The following is a 23984-nucleotide window of genomic DNA, read 5'->3' as shown; positions in this document are numbered from 1 at the left end:
CGCGCAGGCGTGCCGTCTAGCTGCGCGCATAGGCGTCTTCGTATCGGACAATATCATCCTCGCCCAGATAAGGACCGGTTTGAACCTCGATCAGAACGGCATCGGACAGGCTGTTGTTTTCCAAGCGGTGAACCTCGCCTTTCGGCACATAGGCAGATTGGTTCGCAGACAGGTCCAGCGTTTGGTTTCCGATGGTGACACTGGCGGCCCCCTCAACCACCACCCAGTGTTCGGCGCGATGGGTATGCGATTGCAGCGACAGAACACCCCGCGGATGCACGGTGATAAGTTTCACCTTGAAGCCGGGACCAGTGACCAGTTCCTCGAACCAGCCCCATGGTCTGAAATCCTGTGGCCGGAATGTAGCCTGCGACGCGTTCCGTGACTTCAGGTAGTTGACCACGGTGCCAATCTCATCCGAGCGGTTGCGATCCGCGACCAGCACCGCGTCTTTCATGGCCACAGCCACCAGATCGCGCAGCCCAAGACCCACAATCGTCTGATCCGCACTTTCGGACATCAGCAAGCTGCTTTCGCAATCAATGCCGTGCGCATTGCCGATGGTCACAAGGCCGTCTTGCGTCGTGTTCGACCTGCATTCTTCGCGCCAGTATCCCTGCCAACTGCCCAGATCAGACCAGTGCCCGTCGAACGGCACGGCGCAGATGTTGTCGGCATGTTCCATCACCGCGTAGTCCAGAGATATGTCGGGCAATGCCATCCAGGCGTCCTTATCAAGACGGGTAAACCCAAGATCGAGCGTATTTCCAGAAAGCGCTTTATCGACATGGGCGGCGACTTCTGGCGCGTATCGCGTGAACGCGGCAAGCATGTCAGAGGTACGAAACAGGAAAATGCCCGCATTCCACAGATGGTGTCCGCTGGACATCATCAGGGCCGCAGTCTGTAGATCCGGCTTCTCGGTAAAGGACCGGACGGGTGCAAGCTGGCCACCGCCAACATCGTCTTTGCCAAGCTCAAGATACCCATACCCTGTTTCGGGTCGGTCTGGTTTGATCCCGAATGTAACCAGTTTGCCCGAAATCGCCGCAGAAACACCCTTTTCTATGGCCAAGGTGAAACCGGTGCGATCCGTAATCAAATGATCCGACGGCGCGACAACGCACAACGCCGAAGGATTCCTGTCGGCTTGCATGCGAACCGCAGCCAAAACGGCACCTGCGGTGTTTCGCGAACAAGGTTCAAGCAATATCAACTCGGGCAGAGTGCCGATTTCTCCCATCTGTTCGACCACGTGAAAACGATAATCCTCGTTCGTGACGATGATGGGGCGTGTGAACCCCGCCAATTGAAAGCGCTGCACGGTTTGTTGAAACAAACTTGGCGCATCATTGATCTTAAGAAACTGCTTGGGAAAACTTTCACGGGATATTGGCCAAAGACGCGATCCAATGCCGCCTGCCAAAATGATCGGCGTGATTTTTTGCAATTCAAAGCGCCCTTCGCACCGGTGGGGATTGTTCATCCAACGGTGGAATCATGGCCTCTGAAAACAAAAACGGCAAGCCCCAAGGACTTGCCGTTTCCGATTGAATGCTTCCGAAGAAGCGTTCAAATTAGTTGGTGCTGGTTGCCGCGGTGTCGTCGTCCGAAGCTGCAATGATGCCAGCTACGACAGCCAGACCCAGCAGAGCCAGACCGGTGTTGCCCAGCGAGCTACCAGCTTCTTCAACAACAACAACTTCTTCTTCAACAACTGCGTCGCCGTATGCGCCAGCGAAAGCAGGTGCGGACAGAGCGATCATGCCAGCAGCGGCAAGGGTCATCACTTTTTTCATGTTTCATACTCCATAATTAATTAGCGGGCAGCGCCGATTTAGCGAGCCGTCCATATTTGTTTTGCATACCATGAACGCTATTGGAAGTCTGTTCTTGCATTCAATACCCCGTTCACGCAGAACTTCGCCACCCTGTGGCAGCGATGCAATAGTCCGCATTATCCGGCGAAGATATGGGTAAGGAATACCGAACCACAGTACTTCGCACTGGGCTGAACGCCCGCGCCGACACCGCTATATCGAAGTTTTCGGCCCAGAATGTTCTTTCTATGTCCGGGTGAATCCATCCATTTTCGAACAATCAGACTGGCCAGACTGTTATAGCTGTGCCGCCCAATCCTGCGACCGCTTTTCGTTGTGAAAAAACACTGCTGCGACGAGCGAATCATGAACTTGTTGCCATCAATGCCATAGAGATGGACCCATCCGATGTTCTCTGCCCCGGTGCGAAACCGCACACCAGATGCTCGCAGTCTGTCGGTGAGGGTCCGGTTAAACGAGCCACTGGCCTTGTGGCTGAGTTTCTGACTGCGTGCCATCCATTGTGAATGTCGTGCTGCCTGCTTACGAAGGCCCGAAGTCGTTGTCACGGCTGGAAGGCCGCGTCGACACCGTTCGGCGTTCACCCGCGCAACAACGGCCTTGTCAAGCAGGCCTTGGTTCAAGCCTTTGTTAGGAATTGGTTTTTCTGCCCCGGATACCTTTGCCACGGTGCAGGCAGCAGCCGCAGCGTCCGGCAGCGCGGCAAATGACAGAAGCGCCGCGACGCCGAGTGTTCTGAGTGTATTTCCAAACATGATTCAGGCCTAACCATCCAGTTTCGCCCCGCAGCGTGCAAACTTGCCATGGCATGGGCGTGACGGGAATAGGGCGATGTCTGGATGGGCGAAGGTTCGCCGTCCGTTGACAGTGTTTGCGTGATGCATCATCCCATCGTAGATTATTTGAAAAAAGAGGTTTCGAGCCAATGAAAATTGCGATGATCGGCACCGGGTATGTGGGCCTGGTCTCTGGCGTTTGTTTTTCAGATTTTGGACATGAAGTTGTTTGCGTGGACAAAGATCCCGCGAAAATCAACATGCTTGAAGCTGGGCAGGTGCCTATCTACGAGCCAGGCCTTGAAGATCTGATGGCGAAAAACGTGGCCGCAGGCCGACTTTCGTTTACCCAGAACCTGAAAGAAGCGGTGCAAGGCGCAAAAGCGATTTTTATTGCCGTCGGCACGCCGACTCGACGTGGTGACGGTCATGCAGACCTGACTTTTGTCTATGCCGCCGCCGAAGAGATTGCTGATTCGCTTGAAGATTATGCAGTTGTGGTCACGAAATCGACCGTTCCGGTGGGCACGAATCGCAAGGTGAAGCAGTTGATTCAAAAGGCGCATCCCGACCTTGATTTCGATGTTGCCTCGAACCCGGAATTCCTGCGCGAAGGTGCGGCAATTGATGATTTCATGCGGCCGGATCGCGTTGTCGTCGGAGTGCAGAATGAACGCGCCACGGACATCATGGCCGAGATCTACCGACCCCTGTTCCTGCGCGATTTCCCGATTGTCACAACTGATCTGGAAAGCGCCGAGATGATCAAATACGCCGCCAATGCTTTCCTGGCGACGAAGATTACGTTTGTGAACGAAATCGCCGCGCTGTGCGAGCGTGTCGGGGCGGATGTCAAACAGGTCTCGAAAGGCATCGGGTTGGACGGTCGAATCGGCAACAAGTTCCTGCATGCCGGTCCGGGCTACGGTGGCAGTTGTTTCCCAAAAGACACGAAAGCCTTGGCGCGCATCGGACAGGAAGCCGGAATGCCAATGCAGATCACCGAAACCGTGATCGCCGTCAATGATGAAACCAAGCGCCGTATGGTCGATAAGATCACCGATCTCTGCGACGGGTCTGTGTCGGGCAAAACGATTGCCGTGCTGGGCGTGACCTTCAAACCCAACACCGATGACATGCGCGATGCGCCCAGCCTGACAATTGTTCCCGCCTTGATCGGCAGCGGCGCGAAAGTGCGTGTTGTCGACCCGCAGGGGTTAAACGAAGGGGAGGCACTTTTGCCGGGTGCACATTGGTTTGAAGATGCGTATAAGGCTGTTCAGAACGCGGATGCTGTTGTGATCCTGACCGAATGGAACGAGTTTCGAGCCTTGGATTTGAAGCGCCTTGCCCGACGTATGGAAACGGCCAGAATGGCTGATTTGCGCAACATCTATTCGCCGAAAGATGCAAAGAAGGCCGGCTTTGTCTCATATTGTGCCGTTGGACGGCGTGGATTTGGGCCGGATGGTTGGGATGGTTGAAGTCACGTATTCTAAAGCCGAACTGAATGAGCGGAAAGAACTGGGGATGAAGCGCCTTTTCGACATAGGTCTCGCATTGGTTCTTTGTATCGTCGTCATTCCGACGCTGTTGGTGCTGTATGTGATCGTCACCCTGCGCGACGGTCGGCCTTTCATTTATCGTTCGGAACGGAATACGACCTTCGACAAGACGTTCGACCTGTTGAAAATCCGCACCATGCGGACCGTGCCGGACCATGAGAATGTCGGTATCACCGGTGGCCATAAACAGAACCGCATCACGCCGATGGGGAAATTCCTGCGCGCCCATCGTTTGGACGAGCTGCCCCAGGTCTGGAATGTGCTGAAGGGCGAAATGAGCTTCGTTGGCCCACGCCCACCAGAGCCGCGCTATGTTCAGGCCCGGCCCAACATCTATAGGCAGGTTTTGCTTGATCGCCCTGGAATTACGGGCTTGGCATCGATCATCTTCCACAGCCACGAAGAAAAAATGCTCGCGGCTTGCGAAACCCAGAAAGAGGCCGAAGGCGTTTACCTGAGACGCTGTGTTCCGCGCAAGGCGGCGCTGGATCACATCTATCACGTCAACAAGTCGTTACGCCTCGATCTGTATATTCTTTACCTGACGGCCGCCAAGTTGTTCCCCTTGCCCGGACGTCGTGCAAGACGTATCCGGGGTTAAGGCAAATTCGCCCGGCCCAGTCGGCCCGCGACATGCTTCGCCGAACCGCCCTGAAAACCTGATGGAGTCACTTCCGTGAAAGTAGAAAAGACCAAGCTTGATGGCTGCGTTATCGTGACGCCGCCGCGCCATGGAGATAACCGCGGGTTCTTCAGCGAAACCTTTTCAACCCGCGCGATGGAGCAGGCCGACCTTCCCTCCAATTTCGTTCAGGACAACCTGTCGCGGTCGGCGACCAAGGGCACGATACGCGGCCTGCACTGCCAGGCGCCGCCCCATGCACAGGCCAAGTTGGTTCGATGCCTGCGTGGGTCCATTCTGGATGTTGCAGTTGATGTTCGTCATGGCTCGCCCACTTATGGTGAATGGGTTGCGGTCGAACTGTCTGATGAAAACGGGTCGGCGCTGTTGGTGCCCACAGGGTTCCTGCACGGCTTCGTTACGCTGACTGACGGTGTCGATGTGTTTTATAAATGCTCGGACCACTATGCGCCCGAGACCGAGATGTCGGTGCGGTTTGATGATCCGGATATCGGTATCGATTGGGGCATATCCGCGGATCAAGCGACACTCAGCGGCAAGGACGGCGAGGCCGGGTCCATGGCCGAATTTGTTACGCCATTCGGTCCGGACGGTGGACCTCGTTGATCATAAAAAAACGCCCGCAGTAAGAACCTGCGGGCGTTTTGATGGCCGCCTCCTGCGCGGAGTTCCGGTCAGAGGGCTGTGCCGTCGCTGACCTTCAGCCATGATGCTCCGTCGCTATAGGCCAGTTGTGCACCACCCGTCGCATCCGACACAAAGGCAATGCCGCCCGCTCCGACAGTCGCAGCAGCCGGTAAGCCAGCAATTGCAGTCGGCGTCAGACGCAGGACCCCATCCACATCCAGTTTTGCCGCCGGGGTTTTGCCGATTCCCACGTCGCCCGCGCCTGTTGCGACGATAGTCTCGTTCCACACGCTGCCATCCGGGCTGGTTTTGACGTGGAAATCGTCATCACCTGTCAAACCGAACTCCGCCCGGCCAGACCAGTTGGACTGAAACAGCAGGGACGCCGTGTCACCCATTGCCGCCTTGTTGATTTTCAACTGATGCGATGTGCCGTCATGCGACAACAGCGTGGCATCTGCCGCAACTGCCAACTTGTTGGTGGCATCTGCGGTCGTGTTCACGCCCACCAGATCAAGGTTGTTGGTCGCAGGTGTCGTATCGACCCATTGGGTACCATCAAACCGCATTTGCTGCGCGGTCGCTGCGATATCTGCACGCCACCCTTGCTGAGGGGCGATGAACTGCCAAACACCATCCTGGAACCAGGTGATGTTCTGATCTTTGCCGGTCCAGTCGCCCGTGGCACCGCTGGGAACAATGTGACGGTCGCCCTCGGCCGCACCTGTTGGCGGACTCATCCCATCGGCGGTTGCGACCGACAGCTGAACCAGAATGTCCAGAAGGCGTAACGCCTCGTTATGTGTGACGTGTTTCTGCGCCTGCGCGACTTGGATAAGAGGAAGGGACAGAATGGGCGAACTGTCGGACATTTCGGATACTCCGTTGCGAAATTTGCTTCCGACGATTGATCCGGTGATAAGGTTAAAGAGTAACGATCCGGGCGCGCGCATGGCCTGACAAGGTGTGGTCGGCGGATTAGAACCAAACAACCGCGTCTTGCAGGCTGGACAAATCCTGTAGGTTCTCAATAAAAAGCGAGGCTTCACCACCAAAGTCAAGAAAGATGCCGTCATCGCGTATGTCGGCAAAATCGCTGACGGTGGTGGAAGTTACCGCAGCGGCGGCCGCGCCTTGTAGGTTTATCCGGATGATGTCTGACCCGACGTCGAAATCTGAAATCGAGTCATTGCCAGACGTGAAAACGAACGTGTCGCCTCCTGATCCACCGACCATGACATCGTCGCCTTGTCCGCCGTTCAGGATGTCGTCCCCGGGACCGCCATACAGCATGTCATCCCCGGTATTTCCAAGCAAGTGATCGTTGCCCAGGTCCCCATACAACCGGTCGTCGCCGTCGCCGCCAGTCAGTCTGTCGTTGCCCCGAGCACCGCGAAACAAATTGTCGTTGCTATCGCCATGAAGAACGTCGCCAAAATGAGTGCCCGTCAGGTTTTCGACAGAGAGGATTGTGTTGCCCTGCATACTTCGTCCGCCTTTGTTCAGCGTCAGCCAAACGTGAGCTCCCGATCCCAGTGCCGTCATGACCAACGTATCTGTTCCTGCACCGCCATGAATGTAATCCCGGCCCGAACCGGCAATGAACGTGTCATTTCCGTCCTCTCCGAACAGTCGATCATTGCCACCGAGTGCTTGAAACCGGTCATCGCCGTCGCCACCCCGAAATGTGTTCGCTTGACCGTTGCCGATCAGCCGATCGTCCGACCCCGACCCGACAACTATCTCTATCGAGTAAAGTTTGTCGCCCGCGGCTGCTCCTTTGTTCACGTTTGTGCTCAGATTGACCGTAATGCCCGTGATTGCATCAGCATAGTTGGCAATGTCGATACCGGGTCCGCCAAATAGTTGATCGGGGCCAGTCCCCCCTTGTAGCAAATCATTGCCACCTTCGCCTTTCAGAATGTCAGGGCCGTTCCCGCCAAACAGCCGATCCCGACCCACCCCGCCAAATAGCTGGTCAGCGCCGTCATCCCCCGACAAGGTATCATGACCTCCCAAGCCATAAATCCTGTCGCCCTGACCGCGCCCGGAGAGTGTGTTGTGAGCTGCATTGCCATAAATGACATCCGAACCCCGACTTCCGATCACACCTTCGACCGAAGTATAGATATCACCGGTTGCGGCCCAGAACCCTTTGCCGCTTCGCAGATCGACGCGCACATTGTTGGTTAATGCGGAATAGTCAACGGTGTCATAACCCGGACCACCATGATACTTATCCCGACCGCCAAAATCTTTCATGAGGTCAGCACCATAGGATCCATGAAGAATGTCAGCACCGCTGCCGCCGTTCATGATGTCATCGCCCCATTGGCCAAACAACACGTCGTTGCCGTGCCCACCTGAAAGGACGTCATTGCCCGAACCACCATAAAGCCGATCATTGTCATTCTGGCCCAGCAGGCTGTCGTCACCGCTGTTGCCGAACAGTTCGTCGTTACCCGAACCTCCAGACAGGAAATCAGCGCCGTCCATACCCAAGATCGTGTTGCCGCCATCGGCTCCAGAAATCTGATCGTCAAAATTACTGCCGTAAATGTGTTCGATCGACACCAGCGTGTCGCCCGCCGCACCCCAACCGGTTGTGCGTGTTCCCAAGTCAACCTGCACCTGAGAGTTTGCGTCACGATAGTCGACCCAATCCTGACCAGATCCACCATCAAGCAGGTCTGCGCCACTGCCGCCAGACAACGTGTCGTTTCCGCCGCCGCCTGCCAGGCTATCGTCGCCACCGCCGCCGGTCAGGATGTCATTGCCTTCGCCACCCCATAGCAGGTTTTCGGCATTGTTTCCGGCAAGCGTGTCGTCAAAGGCCGTCCCCACCACGTTTTCGATGTTGATCAGAATATCGCCGAGTGCGGCTCCCGCCAAAAGACCATTATCGAGTCGCGCGATAACCGCCTCGCGAGCCCAGGCATAGGTGACGGTATCGCGTCCATCACCGCCATCCAAGGTGTCACCAGAAAGACCGCCATCAAGATAATCGTCACCATTGCCACCCACCAGCCGATTGGCACTGCCATCGCCGATCAAAGTGTCGTCAAAAGCGGTCCCAACGATATTTTCGATGGAATGGTGGACGTCACCATCCGCCGCGCCCGTTGCTTGTCTGTTCGCCAGATCAACCCATATCGATGAAGCGGCGGTGGCATAATTTACGGTGTCCGTTCCGTCCCCCCCATAGAAAACATCTGGGTCGAGCGACCAGTTGAAAACGTCGTCTCCACCGAAGCCATACAAGGTTTCCGTGCCTTCATCGCCGCCCAGGACATCATTCGCGTTGGTCCCGTTTATGATCTCGGGAATATACTGAAACCCATTTGGCGGTCGGTTAAGCAGAAGCGTATCGGCAGTTGTGAAATGTGAAATGTCCAGAGACCGTCCATCGGCGCTGTATACATATGTAACTTCATTGCGATAGACTATTTCAGCTCCCCAAACGCGGGGTTCAACATTTAGCTGCCGAACATCGTACAACATCTGGAACTCAGTCAGGTTCAGCCGATCCACACCGGGCTGAAAGTCCATGATTTTGTCAACCATATCGTCGGAGGCCAGCACAAAGATATCCGCACCTGTGCCGCCAATAAGCGTATCTTCGCCGATGCCATCGCGCAGCAGATCGTTACCGGCACCGCCGGATATGGTTTCGCTCCAAATGCCACCGTCGATCTGGTCATTGCCAGCAGACCCGAAAAGAGCGGACGATGATCCGTCACCAGCAATTGTCTCGCCCGCACCAGCGAGATCGTACTCGAACTGTGTGATGCCGCGCTCGGTCTCGCTGGTTGCAAAGATCTGCAATTTGCCACCCACGTATTCCATCGACAGCGCCGAGATGTTCTGTAATGCCGTCTGATTGGTGTCCCAAACCGTATCCAGATGCACAAGCATCCCATTGGGTAGAAGAGTGAACAGAGACAATCCATCGTCTGCGCCGCCGCCGACGATGTAAAGTCTGTCGCCAACCTGTGCCGACGCCAGTTCGGTTATGGATTGGAATCTGGTCGCCGTGCTGTCGATGATGTGATCAATTGCATTCAGTGAGCCGTCGGCACCAACTTCAACGACTGTCAGGGATGAACTTCCGGCGCTTGCGAGTATGGCGAAGGTCTTGTCCAGTACGTTTCCGGACACCAGTGCCGTCGGGGCGGAAATCGGCAGGTATTCTGCCGCAGACAGCGAATCTGCGAAGGTTGGGCTTCCGGCGTTATCCAGACGATAGCTGGAGATTCCAACTTGCTGCTGTGATAAACCTAGCAAGATTTGTGCGCCGCCGCTGGAAACGATACCAAGCGCCACCATGTCCGAGGTGTTCGTGGCGGTCGGAATGCTGTTTCCGTCAATCAATTCCAAGATATTCTGTTCGGACACGACATAATGGTTGAAGCCTGTGCTCTGCGCATTCGAAGCATAGACATGTGTCTGGTCCCCGAAGCTGCGCGATGTCAGAGCGCTCAGGTTTCCCAATCCTCCCAAACCCCATTCAAAACTCTCGGTCGCACCGAACAGGTCCGGACCATCCAAAGTAATGGCGTTCAAGGTCCAGTCGTATCTACCGAACGGCAGCAGATATGTGGCGCCAGACACCTCAATCAGTTCGATCTGAGCATATGGTGAAGCCATAACCGAAAGCGGATATGACAATTGCGCTGACAATGAGAATGCGCCGGCGTCCGAAATGGAAAATACCGTCGCGCCACCATTCGAACCCGTGGCAGCATATAAATACGTCCTGTTTCCCGCCTGGAAGACTTCCAGATCAGAAACGTTTGCAACATAGCTTAATTCGGCACCCGCATGAGTGCCGGTAAATACCAGACTGGCCACCCCGACCCCCTCGTACAGCTCACCCAGCTTAATGAGGTCTATGGTGGATCCTTGGAGTTAAAGAGCGCTTTACTTCTGTGAAATAGCAGTGTGGATTTTAGGTAAACGACCCCGTCGTAAGGTGCGAACCACCCCGAGTATGGGTCAGTTGTTGAGGAGTTCGCGGTGATAGCGTCCCAGAAACACAAGGCCCAACACGGTCAGCGTCAACGAAATGCCATACACGTACAGAGGATTGACCCAAGTCGCGTCGTAGGTCGCATAGAAGCCACGCCGCATTTCCCCAATGATATGAACCAGCGGATTGTATGCAAGGTAATCACGGAAAGGTTGGGGTATGCTTTCGATCAAAAAGAATATCGAAGAAATTATGAACAGCGGGCGAGTTACGATCCCCCAGACCCGCTCCCAAATCGGATACTTGGTAAGCAAGAAACAGTTCAGCACACCCACCCCGAACGAAAAGGTCAACGCCATACTGAGTGAGTTGAATATGGCGGCGTAGTTCAGAATGTTACCAGTATCGAACAACGTCATGATGCCAAACATCAAAATATAGAACACCAGAAAATGGGTGAGCGCATTTAGAAACAAGCGTGCGAAGATAGCGTCCAGATATGTTACTGACGGGTAAGATAACAAAGGGCGGGAGTATCTGATCGACCTTGAAATTTTGTTGGACAGGTCAAGATACATCATAAAAGGCAAGTAGCCAGTTGCGTAAAACAGCGCAAAGTTGTTTCCAAGCGCAGGCGAAGCGAAGGCCATCGAGAACGCAACCGTCATGACGGTCAAGCCACCGATCGGTTCGAGCACAGCCCAGAGGTAGCCACCGGGCGATCTGCCGTAACTGGTGGCCATCTCTCGCAGCATCAGGGCCACGATCGTTCGCCAGGTTTTGAAATTGCGGGCGTGCAGGCCCTCTGCTTTGAAGCTCATGCGCGTGTTTTGCCGTTAGATGCGCGTTTTTGGCAAGCCGAATCCACACGTGTCGGCAAGAAGAATAGCTCTTTCAACGCAAAATGGTTCAATGTTATAAGCCACGCGTCCATATTGCGGTGGAAGCTGCACGACGAGCGGTTTACAAACGTGATCAATTACATCGAAACGACGGACGAACGAGCTATCAACAATAAAATGCGGCAACTTAGTTGCGCCAAACACCGACAGACTGGCGTCTTCGAAGGATGATTCATGAATAAACCCACTGAGGCCAACACTGCTCCTGCCGATGCCGTCAGCGCGTCCGCTGAAGTGAAGACTGCCCCAATGGCCCGTCCGGCGCGTTTCAAGTCGCGCCATAGGGTTGTGCTTATCAGCTTTGTTGTCGCCGTCATCTTTCCATTGCTCATCGGTGCTTGGTATCTTTATGCACGTGCACTTGACCAATATGTGTCTTATGTCGCGTTTACCGTGCGATCCGAGGATGTAAGCTCTGCAACCGATATCTTGGGGGGGTTGAGTGCGTTTGGAACCGGCGGATCCGAAGATACAGATATCCTGTACGAATTCATCCAAAGCCGCGAGCTGGTCAAACTGATCGATGAAGAAATTGACCTGAGGGCGATATACTCTGCTGGTTACGAAACTGACCCGGTTTTTTCATTCAATGATGGCGGAACGATTGAAGATTTGGCCAACTATTGGTCGAAAGTTGTCAAGATATTCTATGATAGCGGTACAGGACTGATCGAGCTGCGTGTCCACGCCTTCGATGCGAACACCGCAAAGGATATCGCCGAGCGCATCTTTAGCCGAAGCTCTGATATGATCAACGATCTGAGTGCCGATGCTCGGGCCGATGCGACCCGTTATGCAACTGAGGAATTGGAGTTTGCTGTCGAGCGGCTGAAAGCGGCGCGGCAAGCCGTCACGCAATTCCGGTCGCGTAATCAGATTGTCGACCCCGAAGCAGAGATCGGAGGTCAGGCAGGATTGATGACCGCGTTGCAGACAAAACTGTCCGACGCTCTGATCGCTTTCGATCTGATACGAGAAAGCGCTGGCACAAATGATCCTCGGATGGCGCAAGCGGAACTTCGTATTGAAGTGATCCGTGAAAGGATCGAGGAAGAGCGTTTGAAATATGGAGCCGACGACAATGATGATCGGGACTTCTCCACGCTTGTCGGCGAGTATGAGCGCCTTGCAGTCGAGAGGGAGTTTGCGGAACAGACTTACCTCGCGGCGCTTGCCGCGCTGGACTCGGCGAAGATCGAGGCGCAACGCAAAAGTCGGTATCTGGCCGCGTATATCAAGCCAACGCTTGCCGAGCGCGCCGAATACCCACAAAGGATGCTTCTGCTGGGCGTGTTCGGGGCGTTCCTTGGGTTCATCTGGGCCATTGGCGTCTTGATCTTCTACGCGATCAAGGATCGCCGCTGATGATCGAGGTCCGCAATTTGTGGAAAACCTACTATGTCAAAGGGGTGGGCAAGACGGTTGCGAAGGACCTTAATCTGACATTCCCGACTGGAAAGTCCGTTGGGCTGTTTGGACGCAACGGTGCTGGCAAGTCAACGCTGCTTAGAATGATCGCGGGTGTCGAGGATCCGGACAGCGGGTCCATCAGGTCAGACGGTACAATCTCGTGGCCGGTTGGTTTTGCTGGCAGTTTCCATGCAGATCTTACCGGTGCTCAGAACACCCGGTTCGTGGCGCGCGTTTATGGCGTGGACACAGACGAGTTGGTTGCCTATGTGCAGGATTTCGCAAAACTGGGTGTGCATTTTCATGCGCCTTTCAGGACGTATTCATCCGGAATGCGCTCACGTCTGGCGTTTGGCGTCTCGATGGGCATTAAGTTCGACACATATTTGGTTGACGAGGTTACTTCCGTGGGCGACGCCGCATTCCGCAAGCGTAGCACCACACTGCTACAGCAGCGGGTTGGAGAGAGTGCTGCAATCGTCGTTTCACACTCCATGAACTTGATGGAAGAAATATGCGATGCCGGTGTTGTGCTTGTCGGTGGCCGGGCAAGTTGGTTCGACGATGTCAAAGATGCTATCGAGTTTCACGAGAGCACAATGAACGCGCAATGAACCCTCAGTCAGATGGAATCTGTCGAAACTGTTCCTACACGGAAATCTTAGGTGCAGTCTTAGAGACGCATTCCCGATTTAAGTCTTGGCGGAATGGCGATAATAGGTATGCACATCGCTTGCGAGCAGCTTGCCTGATTGGCAACTAGCGGCAAATAATCAGAGAGACAAAATGCCCAAGATCTTCTTGCATATCGGAACACACAAAACTGGATCGACATCGATCCAGGAGGCGTTTCAAGGATATGACGATGGTCAGACGATCTATGCCGATCTTGGCTTCGCAAACCACTCCATACCTGTTTACACGGCATACTCTGGCAGGCATCAGCGGTACCATATCTGGCGGGGTGCGGGCAGCGAGGCGAAAGAAAGACTTCGAATTGAGAGCAAGAAAAACATTGCTTCATTTCTGGATCGGGTCGATCGAGAGAACATTATCATCTCGGGCGAAGACATATCCCAGTTGCCGGAAGAGGGTTTGATAGAGTTCCATAATGAGCTGAAGAAAGTGTCATCTGACATAGAAGTGATAGTTTACGTGCGAAACCCTGTGTCGTTCATGACCAGCGACATGCAGGAGTTCGTTAAATCAGGTCAAAATATGGCCAAGCCGGTTTCGCCCAATTATCGGCCCAGGATCGAGAAGTTCATTCGGCACTTCGGTCGTGAGAATGTCAATATACGCGAATTTAGTCCGGAGGTGTTGAAGAACGGAGATATCGTTCAGGATTTTTCCGAAGTCATCGGTGTTGATACACCGGGAAATTCGAGGCGCACAAACGTATCGCTTTCGACCGATGCGCTGCGCGTTGTGTACCTGACAAATCAGCTTATTTCCGTTGGTGCCGAAGCCGATACAATTCTTGCTGCACGAAAAAAGTTTATTGAGCATGTCAGATTGTTATTGCCCGGCAAATTTGTGCTGCCACCCGCACTGATTGCGCCACTTGTGGATCAACAGGACATTGATTGGCTGTATTCGGTTTCGTCGATTGATTTTCGCACGGATCAAGAACAAGACAAAGAATTTGATCCGAAAGAGTTGCGAAAATACATGAGCCAACCGGTCGAAGAAGCATTGGACAAGATAAGGAACTACCTGATTGATGCACACCGTCTGAAGTCTCCCCCCGCAGATACCAGGTTTTTAATTGCCAGGTATTTCATGGCGTTCCTAAACACGACAAACAGACCAAATGTTGATTCAATAAAGCACAAGTACCGACAATCAAGCCGCTTGCGGCTTTTGGGGCGCAAGTTAGGTTTCCGTTGATCAAGGGTCAGGGGAGAAAATTGCGTGGCGGCGCACTGATGTGCAGCCAACAGAGCCGCTTCGGAACCGTGGCGAGAAGTTCGAGACTTAACCGTAAGAGACCCCAAGGCCCGCTTGCAAATCTATCACTTCAACCCGTGCCGGAATTTGAAACGATCCATTTTGGAAAGCTGCGAAGCGTCGCCTTTTAGGCGCAGTAGGTTTAGAAACTGCGCTCGCTCCTCGGCCGACATAATCGTCTCCAGCCACGCGGCGACTTCCCACAGTTGATATCTGCCACGGTAGACAAGATCTTTCTTGTACAAAGGTGATGCCATATAATTGGGGAAGAAAAAGGCGCCACTGTGGATTGTCGATGTCTTGGCAATAAAGCCGCAAAGCTCGATAATTCGGTCCTTTGAATTTATCGGGTTTGTCTTAAGCGAACCTCGCCACGGCTGACAGACAACGGTGTTCAGCATCGGTTCGTCAACATTGTCCGTTTTCAGCATCTCAGAATATAGCTGATCGACTGAATAGATGACCTTCGTCGATTTTGACGCTTCAAGAATGGCATAGGTCAGCCCCTTTTCGCCCTGGTCAATCGCGAGGACGCGGTTGTTTGAAGGGATATAGGCTTTCCAGAAGTTCTGGAACGCCTCCGACGTGATAACATCCCGACTTACGCTGAGTGCGAAAGACTGTAGATGGTAGTCTTCCCCCCAGTTTTCATATGCTGCGATGACATCCTGATGGCCGTTCAGTGCCTCGACGAAATCGTCCAACCCACGCGCTGCGAAGAACACGCTGTCATTCAGGATCATCAGGCGATCAGGCGTCAGACCTTTCTCGTCAATGAATTTGACTGCGTCCTTGTAGCAGCCGAAGTCAAAACCCTGATTCCCGCGCTGAATGAGTGTATGACAATGGGTTCGAAAGAAAGCCCTTTGGGTTTCCGACAATGGGTGATTGTTTACAAGAATGGTATTGACACCAGCTTTGTCGAGCGTGCGGATTATCCGTTGCACACTGTCGGACACCGCCTCGCCAGGTTCGTAGTAAACGAAGATGGCAAAGGTGCCTTCGGTTTTCTCGGACAAAGTCTCGAAGGTTTTGATGTCATCAACGTAATTTCGCAGGGCGATGCGATCTTTGATCTGATCGAACGCGATGTAACGTGTCCAGAAAACCCAACGCTCCAGCCGCAGAACGATACGCCGCAGCAAGTTCTTGGCAATGGAAAGCACGTCCATAGTGACACCCTTTTGGCAATGTGGTCCCAAGCCCACCATAGCGAGGGCAGTTGCGTCCCCAGCAGATCAACGCCCGAATTACCACAAGGTCGCTGTTTTGCAAGCACCTGTCCGAAGGCGTGCCCCACGGCTTGCTCTGTCCGTGATTATGCGTTTCCCGTTGAACCTCTGAAAAACCAGATGGATGCGATCTTGTTTTATCCGGCAGATTGGTGGTTCAGCATTGTAAATGCGGGCCGGTTGGAATTAGAAGACAGACGACCATTCGAACTTGGGCTCTTGGGTGTCCTTGTCGTGGTGCGCACGTATTTTGGTTTCGCAAGGGCGAGACAGGACACTCTGATTGATCAAGGGCTCTGACATGAAACTTCTCATTACCGGCGGTGCAGGATTCATTGGGTCAGCAGTGGTCCGCCAAGCGATCCGCGACAACCTCAAAGTGGTCAACGTTGATGCTCTGACCTATGCCGCGTGTATTGAGAACGTCGCCAGCGTGTCCAACAGTCCGAATTACAGTTTCGAACAAGTCGACATATGTGACCGTACCGAACTTGATCGTGTTTTTTCAGAACATCAGCCTGATGCCGTGATGCATCTTGCAGCGGAAAGCCATGTTGACCGTTCTATTGATGGTCCGTCAGATTTTATCGAAACAAATATATCGGGCACCTTTAACATGCTGGAAGCCGCGCGTGCCTATTGGGTCGACAAAGGCAAACCGGAAAGTTTCAGGTTCCATCACATTTCAACTGACGAGGTGTATGGGTCGCTTCCCGATGACAAGAGCATCCTTTTCACCGAGGATACAGCCTATGACCCTCGCAGTCCCTATTCCGCGTCAAAGGCTGCGTCTGATCATCTGGTCCGGGCATGGCATGAAACGTATGGCTTGCCTGTTGTTCTGACGAACTGCTCCAATAACTACGGGCCCTATCATTTCCCGGAAAAACTGATTCCGGTGGTGATCCTTAATGCGCTGGCGGGCAAGGAATTGCCAATCTACGGGGATGGATCCAACATACGTGATTGGCTGTACGTAGAAGATCATGCCGATGCCTTGCTGACAGTCATCAAACAAGGTGAAGTCGGTCGCACTTATAACATTGGGGGCGAAAACGAGCGCACAAATCTGGAGTTGGTCAAAACCATCTGTCGTATCTTGGACGAGTATCGCAGCCGCGAAAGCGGTTCTTATCAAGATCTGATCACCTTCGTGGCTGATCGACCCGGCCATGACGCGCGTTATGCGATTGATCCAACCAGAATTAGCACCGAACTAGGATGGCGGCCGTCCGTCACCATCGAAGAAGGTTTGCGCAAAACTGTTCAGTGGTATCTGGACAACGAAGACTGGTGGCGCGCGTTGCAGAACCGTGATGGGGTAGGCAAACGCTTGGGGACCGGCTAAACCTGCGCCTCAAAAGGAAGCCGCGTGATGAAAATCCTCGTGTTCGGGAAAACTGGCCAAGTTGCCACCGAATTGCAACGGCAATCGGCTGTTCAGGCCTTGGATCGCAACGAGGTTGATCTGTCCGATCCAGCTGCCTGTGCTGCGATTATCCGCGATTGTGATGCTGATGTCGTGATCAACGCCGCTGCATATACGGCAGTTGATAACGCCGAACGCGACGAAGACATCGCGACCATCATAAACGGCCACGCACCCACCGCAATGGCGCGGGCGGCGAGGGATCGCAACCTCCCGTTCCTGCATATTTCGACCGACTATGTATTTAACGGTCAGGGAGAGAAACCTTGGAGGCCGCGCGACCCGGTTTCACCACAAAATGCCTATGGCCGGTCAAAGTTGGTTGGCGAACAAGGTGTTATCTTGGCTGGTGGACGCTTTGCGATTCTTCGAACCAGCTGGGTGTTTTCGGCGCACGGCGCCAATTTCGTGAAGACCATGTTGCGTTTGTCTGAAACACGCGATGACTTGAGTGTCGTAGACGATCAGATCGGCGGCCCGACATCAGCAGCAGATATTGCCAACGCACTGTTGAAAATGGCGGTTGCAATGGTGAATGGCCAAGACGGTGGCGTTTTTCATTTTGCGGGCGTGCCGAGCGTAAGCTGGAAGGAATTCGCGGTTGAAATTTTCTCGCAGTCCGGTCGTGCAGTAAACGTACGCGGTATTCCCACTGCGGATTACCCGACACCGGCAGTCCGACCGTTAAATTCCCGAATGGATTGTTCTGACTTGGAAAAAGTGTTTGGTATTCGGGCACCCGATTGGAAAACATCGTTGTCAGCTGTTTTAGATGATTTGAAAGCTGCCAGCTAAGTAATGCGGCGAGATAGAAGTGAGCCAGAAAATGAAACGTAAAGGCATTATCTTGGCAGGAGGGTCTGGGACACGGCTGTATCCAATTACGATGGCAGTGTCGAAGCAACTGCTGCCTGTTTATGACAAGCCAATGATCTACTATCCGATCAGCGCTTTGATGCTGGCCGGTATCCAAGAGGTTGCAATCATCACGACACCCCAGGATCAAGCCCAGTTCAAACGCATGTTGGGAGACGGGTCGGAGCTTGGTATGTCTTTCACATATATTGAACAGCCCTCGCCCGATGGGCTTGCGCAGGCCTACATACTTGCGGAGGGTTTTCTTGACGGTGCCGCATCGGCCTTGGTCTTGGGTGACAACATCTTCTTTGGACACGGATTGCAGGATATGCTGACCGAAGCCAGCGAGAAAACAACCGGGGGCACGGTGTTTGGCTACCGCGTTGCGGACCCGGAACGCTATGGCGTTGTCGGATTTGACGATTCCGGCAAGGTCAACACGATCATCGAGAAACCACATACGCCACCGTCAAACTATGCCGTTACGGGCCTGTATTTTCTTGATGGGTCTGCGCCTGAACGCGCAAAGAAGGTCACACCTTCCGAGAGGGGCGAACTGGAGATCACAACGCTGCTCGAGATGTATCTGGTCGAAGATAGTCTTTCAGTCCAACTGATGGGTCGCGGATATGCTTGGCTGGATACCGGGACACATGGCAGTCTGCTTGACGCCGGAAATTTCGTCCGGACACTGGAAAAGCGCCAGGGTCAGCAGGTGGGGTGTTTGGAAGAGATAGCCTATTCAAACGGCTGGATCAGCCGAAACGAACTTAAGTCACGTGCGCAGGTATTCGCCAAGAACGATTATGGGCGATACTTATCGCAATTGGCGGATTGATCTGCCCCCAATTAATGAAGCGATGCACATGACCTCTGGACCACACGTTGCCATTTTGCTTGCGACCTATAATGGCGGTGAGAACCTGCATGAGCAACTGGCCAGCATCGCCGAGCAGCAGTATCAAAACTGGTCTCTGATTGTCAGTGACGATGGGTCATCTGACGCAACGCGTTCGATACTGGATAGCTTCGCTTCCGAAGGTCATGATGTCATAGTGCTGGATGGTCCTCAGAACGGCGCGGCGGCAAATTTTATGTCCTTGTTGAAACGGTTTGCCGCTTATGCTCCGGCGGGTGCATGGGTGTCATTTTGTGATCAGGATGATGTTTGGCTTCCCGACAAACTGGCGCGCAGTGTTGCAGCGCTGACCAATCTGGACGCCGCCGTTCCGGCGCTGTATTGCAGCAGGACGTGGATCACGAATGAACAGCTGCAAGGACGCCGCCTGTCTGTGCCGCGACCGCGTCCCTTGAGCTTCCGTAACGCGCTGGTGCAGAATGTCGCTTCGGGAAACACCATTTTGCTGAATGCCGAAGGCACAAGGCTGGTGAACGAAGCCGCAACGCAGACATCAGATGTTGTGATCCATGATTGGTGGACCTATCAGATTATCGCAGGTGTGGGTGGTGCTCTGGTGCACGATGACGAACCAACGCTGTTGTATAGGCAGCATGAAGGCAATGAAATCGGTGCGAATGACAACGCAAAGGCAAAATTGGCCCGTATTGCGATGCTTCTCGGCGGTCGTTTTGCTGAATGGAACCGCTTGAATGCACATGCCCTGAGTGCGTCGGCTCATCGGTTCTCTCCGGAAAACCAGTTGTTGCTGCAAGATTTCACCCGAATCCTGAACATGCGGCGGCGGCGCAGCTGGCGTGTGCTGATGAAGATGAAGCTATATCGGCAAACCCGCGCAAGCACGGCGGCGCTGTGGTTGGCACTGTTGCTGCGCAGGCTTTGAAACCGTCGTCCGGGAACGGCACCTGCGATAAAAGGAGACTATCGTGCACATCGCGTCCGTTTTGCAGGGATGCCTTGACCGGGTGGTGCCTTCACCTGCCCTGTTTGACAAGGCCTACTATCTCGCGACCTATCCGGATATGCGGAGCTACAAAGGCTCGCTTTATAGTCATTACCAGAAATTTGGTTGGCGAGAGGGGCGTTTCCCGACGCCGCTTTTCGATTCCAAATGGTATTCCGACACCTATCTGAATGGCGCGCCTGACCAGAACCCGCTAGAACATTACGAGCAAGTTGGTTGGAAACTTGGGTTCAATCCGTCAGCGGTTTTTGACGCCAAATGGTTTCGTGAAACCCATATGTCGGGCCGGTCGGACCGTGATCCGCTGGCCTTTTACATCGAAAGCTGTGCCACAGCCGGGATATCACCGCATCCATTGCTTAACATATCGGCCTATCTCAACGACAATCGGGAGGTCCCAAAAGACGCGATGGATGCGCTTAATCACATACTTCGAGAAGGGTATCACGGTGTTCGCGCGGCTGTTCCCGGATTTGATCCCGAGCATTATCGTTCAAAAAACCCGGAAACAGCCGGTTTATCAGATCCCGAAACCTGGAAGCATTTCCTGGTTCACGGTCGCAAAACGCATGGCGTGTTTTGGCCGTCCGAAGCGGTGATGAAGGCGCGCGTTGCCCCTCGGCCGAACAGCCCCACGTCCACCGAACAGCAATCACCGATGATAATTGCGGGGTTTCACCGAAGTGGAACCTCGTTGACCTCGAATCTGTTGTTAAACGCGGGTTTGTATTTGGGCGACAGGCTCCTAGGGGCAAATTATTCTAACCCCCGCGGACACTTCGAGGATGTTGAGGTGATCTCCTTCCATAATCGATTGCTTGCAAATGCTGGACGGGATTGGATGGTGTCGGACCACTTTGAACCAATCGTAACAGCCGCAGATATCAGCTGGATGCGTGACTATGGGACGCGTCGCGCCGGAATCGGTGCATGGGGATTTAAGGACCCGCGCAGCACCCTGTTTTTGTCCCAATGGACAGCGGTATTCCCCAGTTCGACCATTCTCTATATTCACCGTCCCTGTATCGAATGTGTGCACTCGATAAAGCGCCGCGCCGCAAATTGGCTCAGGTTGGGCATTGATACTGATCTGAATGCGCGGTTCTGGACGCAAGAAGACCTGGCAGTCAAAATGTATCTGACCTACGCGGAAACTGCCCTTGAGTTTCTTGAGCAGTTTTCCGGTCGTTCCTGTGTTGTTGCGCTTGATGACATTCTTAAGGGGCGGAACATTGTCAGACAGATTAACGAGCATTGGGGCTATGACCTGAAGGAATGCAAGATTTCTGATATTTTTGATACGGAATCGATGTCACGGGTCGGTCCAAACGAATACATCCATGACAAGAGCCTGCTTGCTCGTATCGAAGATGTGGAAAGCCGCTTTTCCGCATTGGCAGAACGTGGTTTCGGTCCGGCAGTTGCAAGCGAGGAGGGTGCACAATGATCATTCAAGAGTTCGAGTTGTTACCAGAACCCAAGAAACTGGCCGCGTATCTGGATTTCCTGAGATATGAAAACGCTGCTTTGAAAAAGGATGTACAGAAACTTGAGGAAAGAGTTTCTGAACTGGAGCAAGAGCTGCAAGAGTTTGAAAGTAAGGTCCCCGAAACTTGAACCTTTGCGGCAAACCGTGCCGCCACTCGTTTCACGTTCGTTTGCCGCACGCAGCGTCTGCCGCTCATGGAAAATGCGCTTGTTGTAAACTTGTGTCGGACAGGCGCCTATCGCCAGAATTAGGCTTGTTCCGTATGCCCCCACCGCATAGGGTGGCCGCCAGCTAACGAGGTGTTTCCGGGGGCGCTATGCGTTTAATTCTAACCGCTCTTTTATTGCTAAGCATGGCAAGTTGCGGGCTGCCCCGGGGGGGTGCGCTTCAGAGCGAGATCATAGGAAACGAGACGCAGGAACGGTCTGATATCGCTATTTACCGGGTTTCACGCGAGACCCTGTCGTCGATTTCACGGTGGCCTGCGCCCAACACCAATGGTTCCTATTCATGGCCAAACCGTGGAACTCCGGCTGCGGACAAGCCAATTCGGCCATTCGACCTGGTGGATGTTATTGTCTGGGACAGTGAAGAAAATTCGCTTTTGGCATCACCAGGCCAGAATACCGTTCGAATGCAGGATATGCAGGTTTCGCCCGCCGGGACGATATTCTTGCCCTTCGTCGGAACACTAAATATTGCGGGGTTGCCACATTCGGCTGCCCGCGCACGCATTCAACGAAAATACGAAGAGGTGATCCCCTCTGCGCAAGTGCAATTGAATGTACGGCAAGGGACCCGTGGAACGATCTCGATGGTATCGGGTGTGAACCGGCCCGGCCCAATACAAGTCGATGATCCGAATTTCACAATTCTGAATGCCATCTCAGCCGCCGGCGGCCCTTCCGCTCAGATACAGAATCCGCAGGTCAAACTGATCCGAGGCAGCGCGACCTACCGCCGTCCGCTTGAGCAAGTGCTGAGCAATCCGCGAAATGACGCCCTACTGCTGCCCGGCGACAAAGTCGCTATTGAAAAGGACGATCGCTATTTCCGCTCTCTCGGCGCGGCCAGCCGCGAAGCCATCGTTCCGTTCGAGACTGCCGAGATATCTGCACTTGATGCGATGTCATTGATTGGCGGTCTGACCGATATGCGGGCCAACCCAAAGGGCATTCTTATTCTTCGGGAATATTCACCCAAGGCGGTTCGTGCAGATCGGTCGGGGCCAGGCAATACACGCAGTGTGTTCGTGATTGATCTGACCACAGCCGACGGATTGTTCAGCGCCGGAAAATTCCCGATCTATCACCAGGACACAGTGCTGGTCACGGAAAGCTCGGTAGCGTCAGCCACGCTATTGTTCACTCTGATCAAGCAGATGACGGGCGCTGCGTTTGATGTCAGCAGGCTCTGACAACAACCAATTTCGTATCCTACACGAAACCTAGATCGTCAGGGCGCTACATCTCCCGGCCCAAGTGTCGTTCGCCGCGCGCGCGCGCCAGAGCCATTTGCTTCTGCCGTTCTCTGAACCGGTCGCGCCGGGCTTCCTCAAATTCGTCTATGCACTGGTGGCAACTGACGCCGTCTTCAAATTCCGGGCGGTTCTTGTCGTCTGGCAGGATGGGGCGGCGACAGGCGTGGCACAACTCGTGCGGACCTTCGGCCAGGCCATGTTCGACCGACACGCGGTTGTCAAAGACAAAGCAAGCGCCATCCCATTTGCTGTCCTCTGCCGGCACGTCTTCAAGATACTGAAGAATGCCACCTTTCAGGTGATACACATCCTCGACCCCCTGGCTGATCAGGAAGTTGGTCGATTTCTCGCAGCGGATGCCGCCTGTGCAGAACATCGCCACACGCTTGTTGTGGAAGCGGTCCTTGTTTTGCGCCCACCAGTCGGGGAATTCGCGAAAGGTCTTGGTCTTCGGATCAACCGCGCCTTCAAACGTTCCGATCGCAACCTCGTAATCGTTGCGGGTGTCGATGACCACGACATCATCTTGCGAGATCAGATCGTTCCACTCTTCGGGCATCACGTAATGCCCGACCGAGGCGCGCGGATCGACATCCGGCACGCCCATGGTCACGATCTCTTTCTTCAACCGCACCTTCATCTTGCCGAATGGTTGGTCATTCGCGGTGGATTCCTTCCACGACAGATCCGCACAACCGGGCAGTTTGCGGATATAGGTCAGGATCGCGTCAATGCCTGTGCGCGATCCGGCAATCGTGCCGTTGATGCCTTCCTGCGCCAACAGAAGCGATCCCGATATCCCTTCGCGCCGGGCAACGTCCAGAAGCGGGGCCTGCAAAGCAGCCGGGTTGTCGAAACGGGTGAAATGATAGAGTGCAGCGATCGTATACATACTGGCGGCATACGCCCCTATTTTCAAAGGATCAAGAC

Annotated in this window: 21 protein-coding genes; 13 read left to right on the top strand and 8 right to left on the bottom strand. The window is 53.9% G+C overall.

Annotated features, from left to right (window positions below; translation table 11 throughout):
- Positions 1-16 precede the first annotated feature (16 nt).
- The 3 genes from BMY55_RS00635 to BMY55_RS00625 all read right to left on the bottom strand — a co-directional run bounded on the left by BMY55_RS00635 (position 17) and on the right by BMY55_RS00625 (position 2596).
- Positions 17-1486 carry a mannose-1-phosphate guanylyltransferase/mannose-6-phosphate isomerase gene (locus BMY55_RS00635; RefSeq protein WP_091427386.1) on the bottom strand — a complete coding sequence of 490 codons (1470 nt, stop codon included), beginning with the start codon at positions 1484-1486 and terminating at the stop codon, positions 17-19.
- 91 nt (positions 1487-1577) lie between these two features.
- The gene (locus tag BMY55_RS00630) at positions 1578-1799 is read right to left on the bottom strand and encodes a hypothetical protein (protein WP_091427384.1); all 222 of its coding nucleotides are present in this window, start codon (positions 1797-1799) and stop codon (positions 1578-1580) included.
- A gap of 158 nt (positions 1800-1957) precedes the next feature.
- Entirely contained in the window at positions 1958-2596 is a 639-nt protein-coding gene (locus BMY55_RS00625; RefSeq protein ID WP_091427382.1) for a CAP domain-containing protein, read from the bottom strand.
- A gap of 170 nt (positions 2597-2766) precedes the next feature.
- On the opposite strand from BMY55_RS00625, the gene BMY55_RS00620 reads away from it, so the two are divergent.
- The 3 genes from BMY55_RS00620 to rfbC all read left to right on the top strand — a co-directional run bounded on the left by BMY55_RS00620 (position 2767) and on the right by rfbC (position 5431).
- Entirely contained in the window at positions 2767-4101 is a 1335-nt protein-coding gene (locus BMY55_RS00620; RefSeq protein WP_091427380.1) for a UDP-glucose dehydrogenase family protein, read from the top strand.
- A complete protein-coding gene (locus tag BMY55_RS00615; protein WP_245744612.1) occupies positions 4094-4783 on the top strand; it encodes a sugar transferase in 690 nt (229 codons plus the stop codon). The genes BMY55_RS00620 and BMY55_RS00615 overlap by 8 nt, the downstream gene beginning before the upstream one ends.
- A gap of 75 nt (positions 4784-4858) precedes the next feature.
- Positions 4859-5431 carry a dTDP-4-dehydrorhamnose 3,5-epimerase gene (gene rfbC, locus BMY55_RS00610; protein ID WP_091427377.1) on the top strand — a complete coding sequence of 191 codons (573 nt, stop codon included), beginning with the start codon at positions 4859-4861 and terminating at the stop codon, positions 5429-5431.
- Between the two features lie 68 nt (positions 5432-5499).
- On the opposite strand, the gene BMY55_RS00605 is transcribed toward rfbC, so the two are convergent.
- The 3 genes from BMY55_RS00605 to BMY55_RS00595 all read right to left on the bottom strand — a co-directional run bounded on the left by BMY55_RS00605 (position 5500) and on the right by BMY55_RS00595 (position 11242).
- Positions 5500-6324: a DUF2793 domain-containing protein gene (locus tag BMY55_RS00605; RefSeq protein ID WP_177179261.1), complete on the bottom strand. Its 825-nt coding sequence runs from the start codon at positions 6322-6324 to the stop codon at positions 5500-5502.
- Between the two features lie 106 nt (positions 6325-6430).
- Positions 6431-10099 carry a hypothetical protein gene (locus tag BMY55_RS00600; RefSeq protein ID WP_143064264.1) on the bottom strand — a complete coding sequence of 1223 codons (3669 nt, stop codon included), beginning with the start codon at positions 10097-10099 and terminating at the stop codon, positions 6431-6433.
- Positions 10100-10447: 348 nt separating this feature from the next.
- Positions 10448-11242 (bottom strand): ABC transporter permease, encoded by a 795-nt coding sequence (locus BMY55_RS00595; protein ID WP_091427370.1) that lies wholly within the window; start codon positions 11240-11242, stop codon positions 10448-10450.
- Positions 11243-11497: 255 nt separating this feature from the next.
- Here BMY55_RS00595 and BMY55_RS00590 point away from each other — a divergent pair, with 255 nt between their 5' ends.
- The 3 genes from BMY55_RS00590 (at position 11498) to BMY55_RS00580 (ending at position 14623) form a co-directional block, all read left to right on the top strand.
- A complete protein-coding gene (locus BMY55_RS00590) occupies positions 11498-12688 on the top strand; it encodes a hypothetical protein (RefSeq protein WP_245744611.1) in 1191 nt (396 codons plus the stop codon).
- Positions 12688-13347, top strand: coding sequence for an ABC transporter ATP-binding protein (locus BMY55_RS00585; protein WP_091427368.1), 660 nt, complete (start codon positions 12688-12690; stop codon positions 13345-13347). Before BMY55_RS00590 ends, BMY55_RS00585 begins: the two co-directional genes overlap by 1 nt.
- A 172-nt stretch (positions 13348-13519) precedes the next feature.
- A complete protein-coding gene (locus BMY55_RS00580) occupies positions 13520-14623 on the top strand; it encodes a sulfotransferase domain-containing protein (protein WP_091427367.1) in 1104 nt (367 codons plus the stop codon).
- Between the two features lie 125 nt (positions 14624-14748).
- Here the strand turns inward: BMY55_RS00580 and BMY55_RS00575 are convergent, their stop codons facing one another.
- Positions 14749-15855 carry a rhamnan synthesis F family protein gene (locus BMY55_RS00575; RefSeq protein WP_177179260.1) on the bottom strand — a complete coding sequence of 369 codons (1107 nt, stop codon included), beginning with the start codon at positions 15853-15855 and terminating at the stop codon, positions 14749-14751.
- Positions 15856-16216: 361 nt separating this feature from the next.
- Here BMY55_RS00575 and rfbB point away from each other — a divergent pair, with 361 nt between their 5' ends.
- The 7 genes from rfbB to BMY55_RS00540 all read left to right on the top strand — a co-directional run bounded on the left by rfbB (position 16217) and on the right by BMY55_RS00540 (position 22991).
- Positions 16217-17263 (top strand): dTDP-glucose 4,6-dehydratase, encoded by a 1047-nt coding sequence (rfbB, locus tag BMY55_RS00565; protein ID WP_091427363.1) that lies wholly within the window; start codon positions 16217-16219, stop codon positions 17261-17263.
- 27 nt (positions 17264-17290) lie between these two features.
- The gene (rfbD, locus tag BMY55_RS00560; RefSeq protein WP_091427361.1) at positions 17291-18139 is read left to right on the top strand and encodes a dTDP-4-dehydrorhamnose reductase; all 849 of its coding nucleotides are present in this window, start codon (positions 17291-17293) and stop codon (positions 18137-18139) included.
- Between the two features lie 31 nt (positions 18140-18170).
- Positions 18171-19040, top strand: coding sequence for a glucose-1-phosphate thymidylyltransferase RfbA (gene rfbA / locus BMY55_RS00555; RefSeq protein WP_091427359.1), 870 nt, complete (start codon positions 18171-18173; stop codon positions 19038-19040).
- 28 nt (positions 19041-19068) lie between these two features.
- On the top strand, positions 19069-20004 hold the full coding sequence (locus BMY55_RS00550; RefSeq protein ID WP_245744609.1) for a glycosyltransferase family 2 protein: 936 nt from the start codon (positions 19069-19071) through the stop codon (positions 20002-20004).
- Positions 20005-20494: 490 nt separating this feature from the next.
- Positions 20495-21532 (top strand): hypothetical protein, encoded by a 1038-nt coding sequence (locus tag BMY55_RS00545; RefSeq protein ID WP_143064263.1) that lies wholly within the window; start codon positions 20495-20497, stop codon positions 21530-21532.
- A complete protein-coding gene (locus BMY55_RS16850) occupies positions 21529-21702 on the top strand; it encodes a hypothetical protein (protein ID WP_177179259.1) in 174 nt (57 codons plus the stop codon). The genes BMY55_RS00545 and BMY55_RS16850 overlap by 4 nt, the downstream gene beginning before the upstream one ends.
- A 188-nt stretch (positions 21703-21890) precedes the next feature.
- On the top strand, positions 21891-22991 hold the full coding sequence (locus BMY55_RS00540; protein WP_091427355.1) for a polysaccharide biosynthesis/export family protein: 1101 nt from the start codon (positions 21891-21893) through the stop codon (positions 22989-22991).
- A 46-nt stretch (positions 22992-23037) separates the two neighbouring features.
- On the opposite strand, the gene trhO is transcribed toward BMY55_RS00540, so the two are convergent.
- Positions 23038-23946, bottom strand: a complete 909-nt coding sequence (trhO, locus tag BMY55_RS00535) for an oxygen-dependent tRNA uridine(34) hydroxylase TrhO (protein WP_091431867.1) — start codon at positions 23944-23946, stop codon at positions 23038-23040.
- Between the last annotated feature and the right edge of the window lie 38 nt (positions 23947-23984).

This window comes from Aliiroseovarius sediminilitoris (assembly GCF_900109955.1).
GTDB lineage: Bacteria > Pseudomonadota > Alphaproteobacteria > Rhodobacterales > Rhodobacteraceae > Aliiroseovarius > Aliiroseovarius sediminilitoris.
This window is presented reverse-complemented; position numbering and strand designations above follow the sequence as displayed.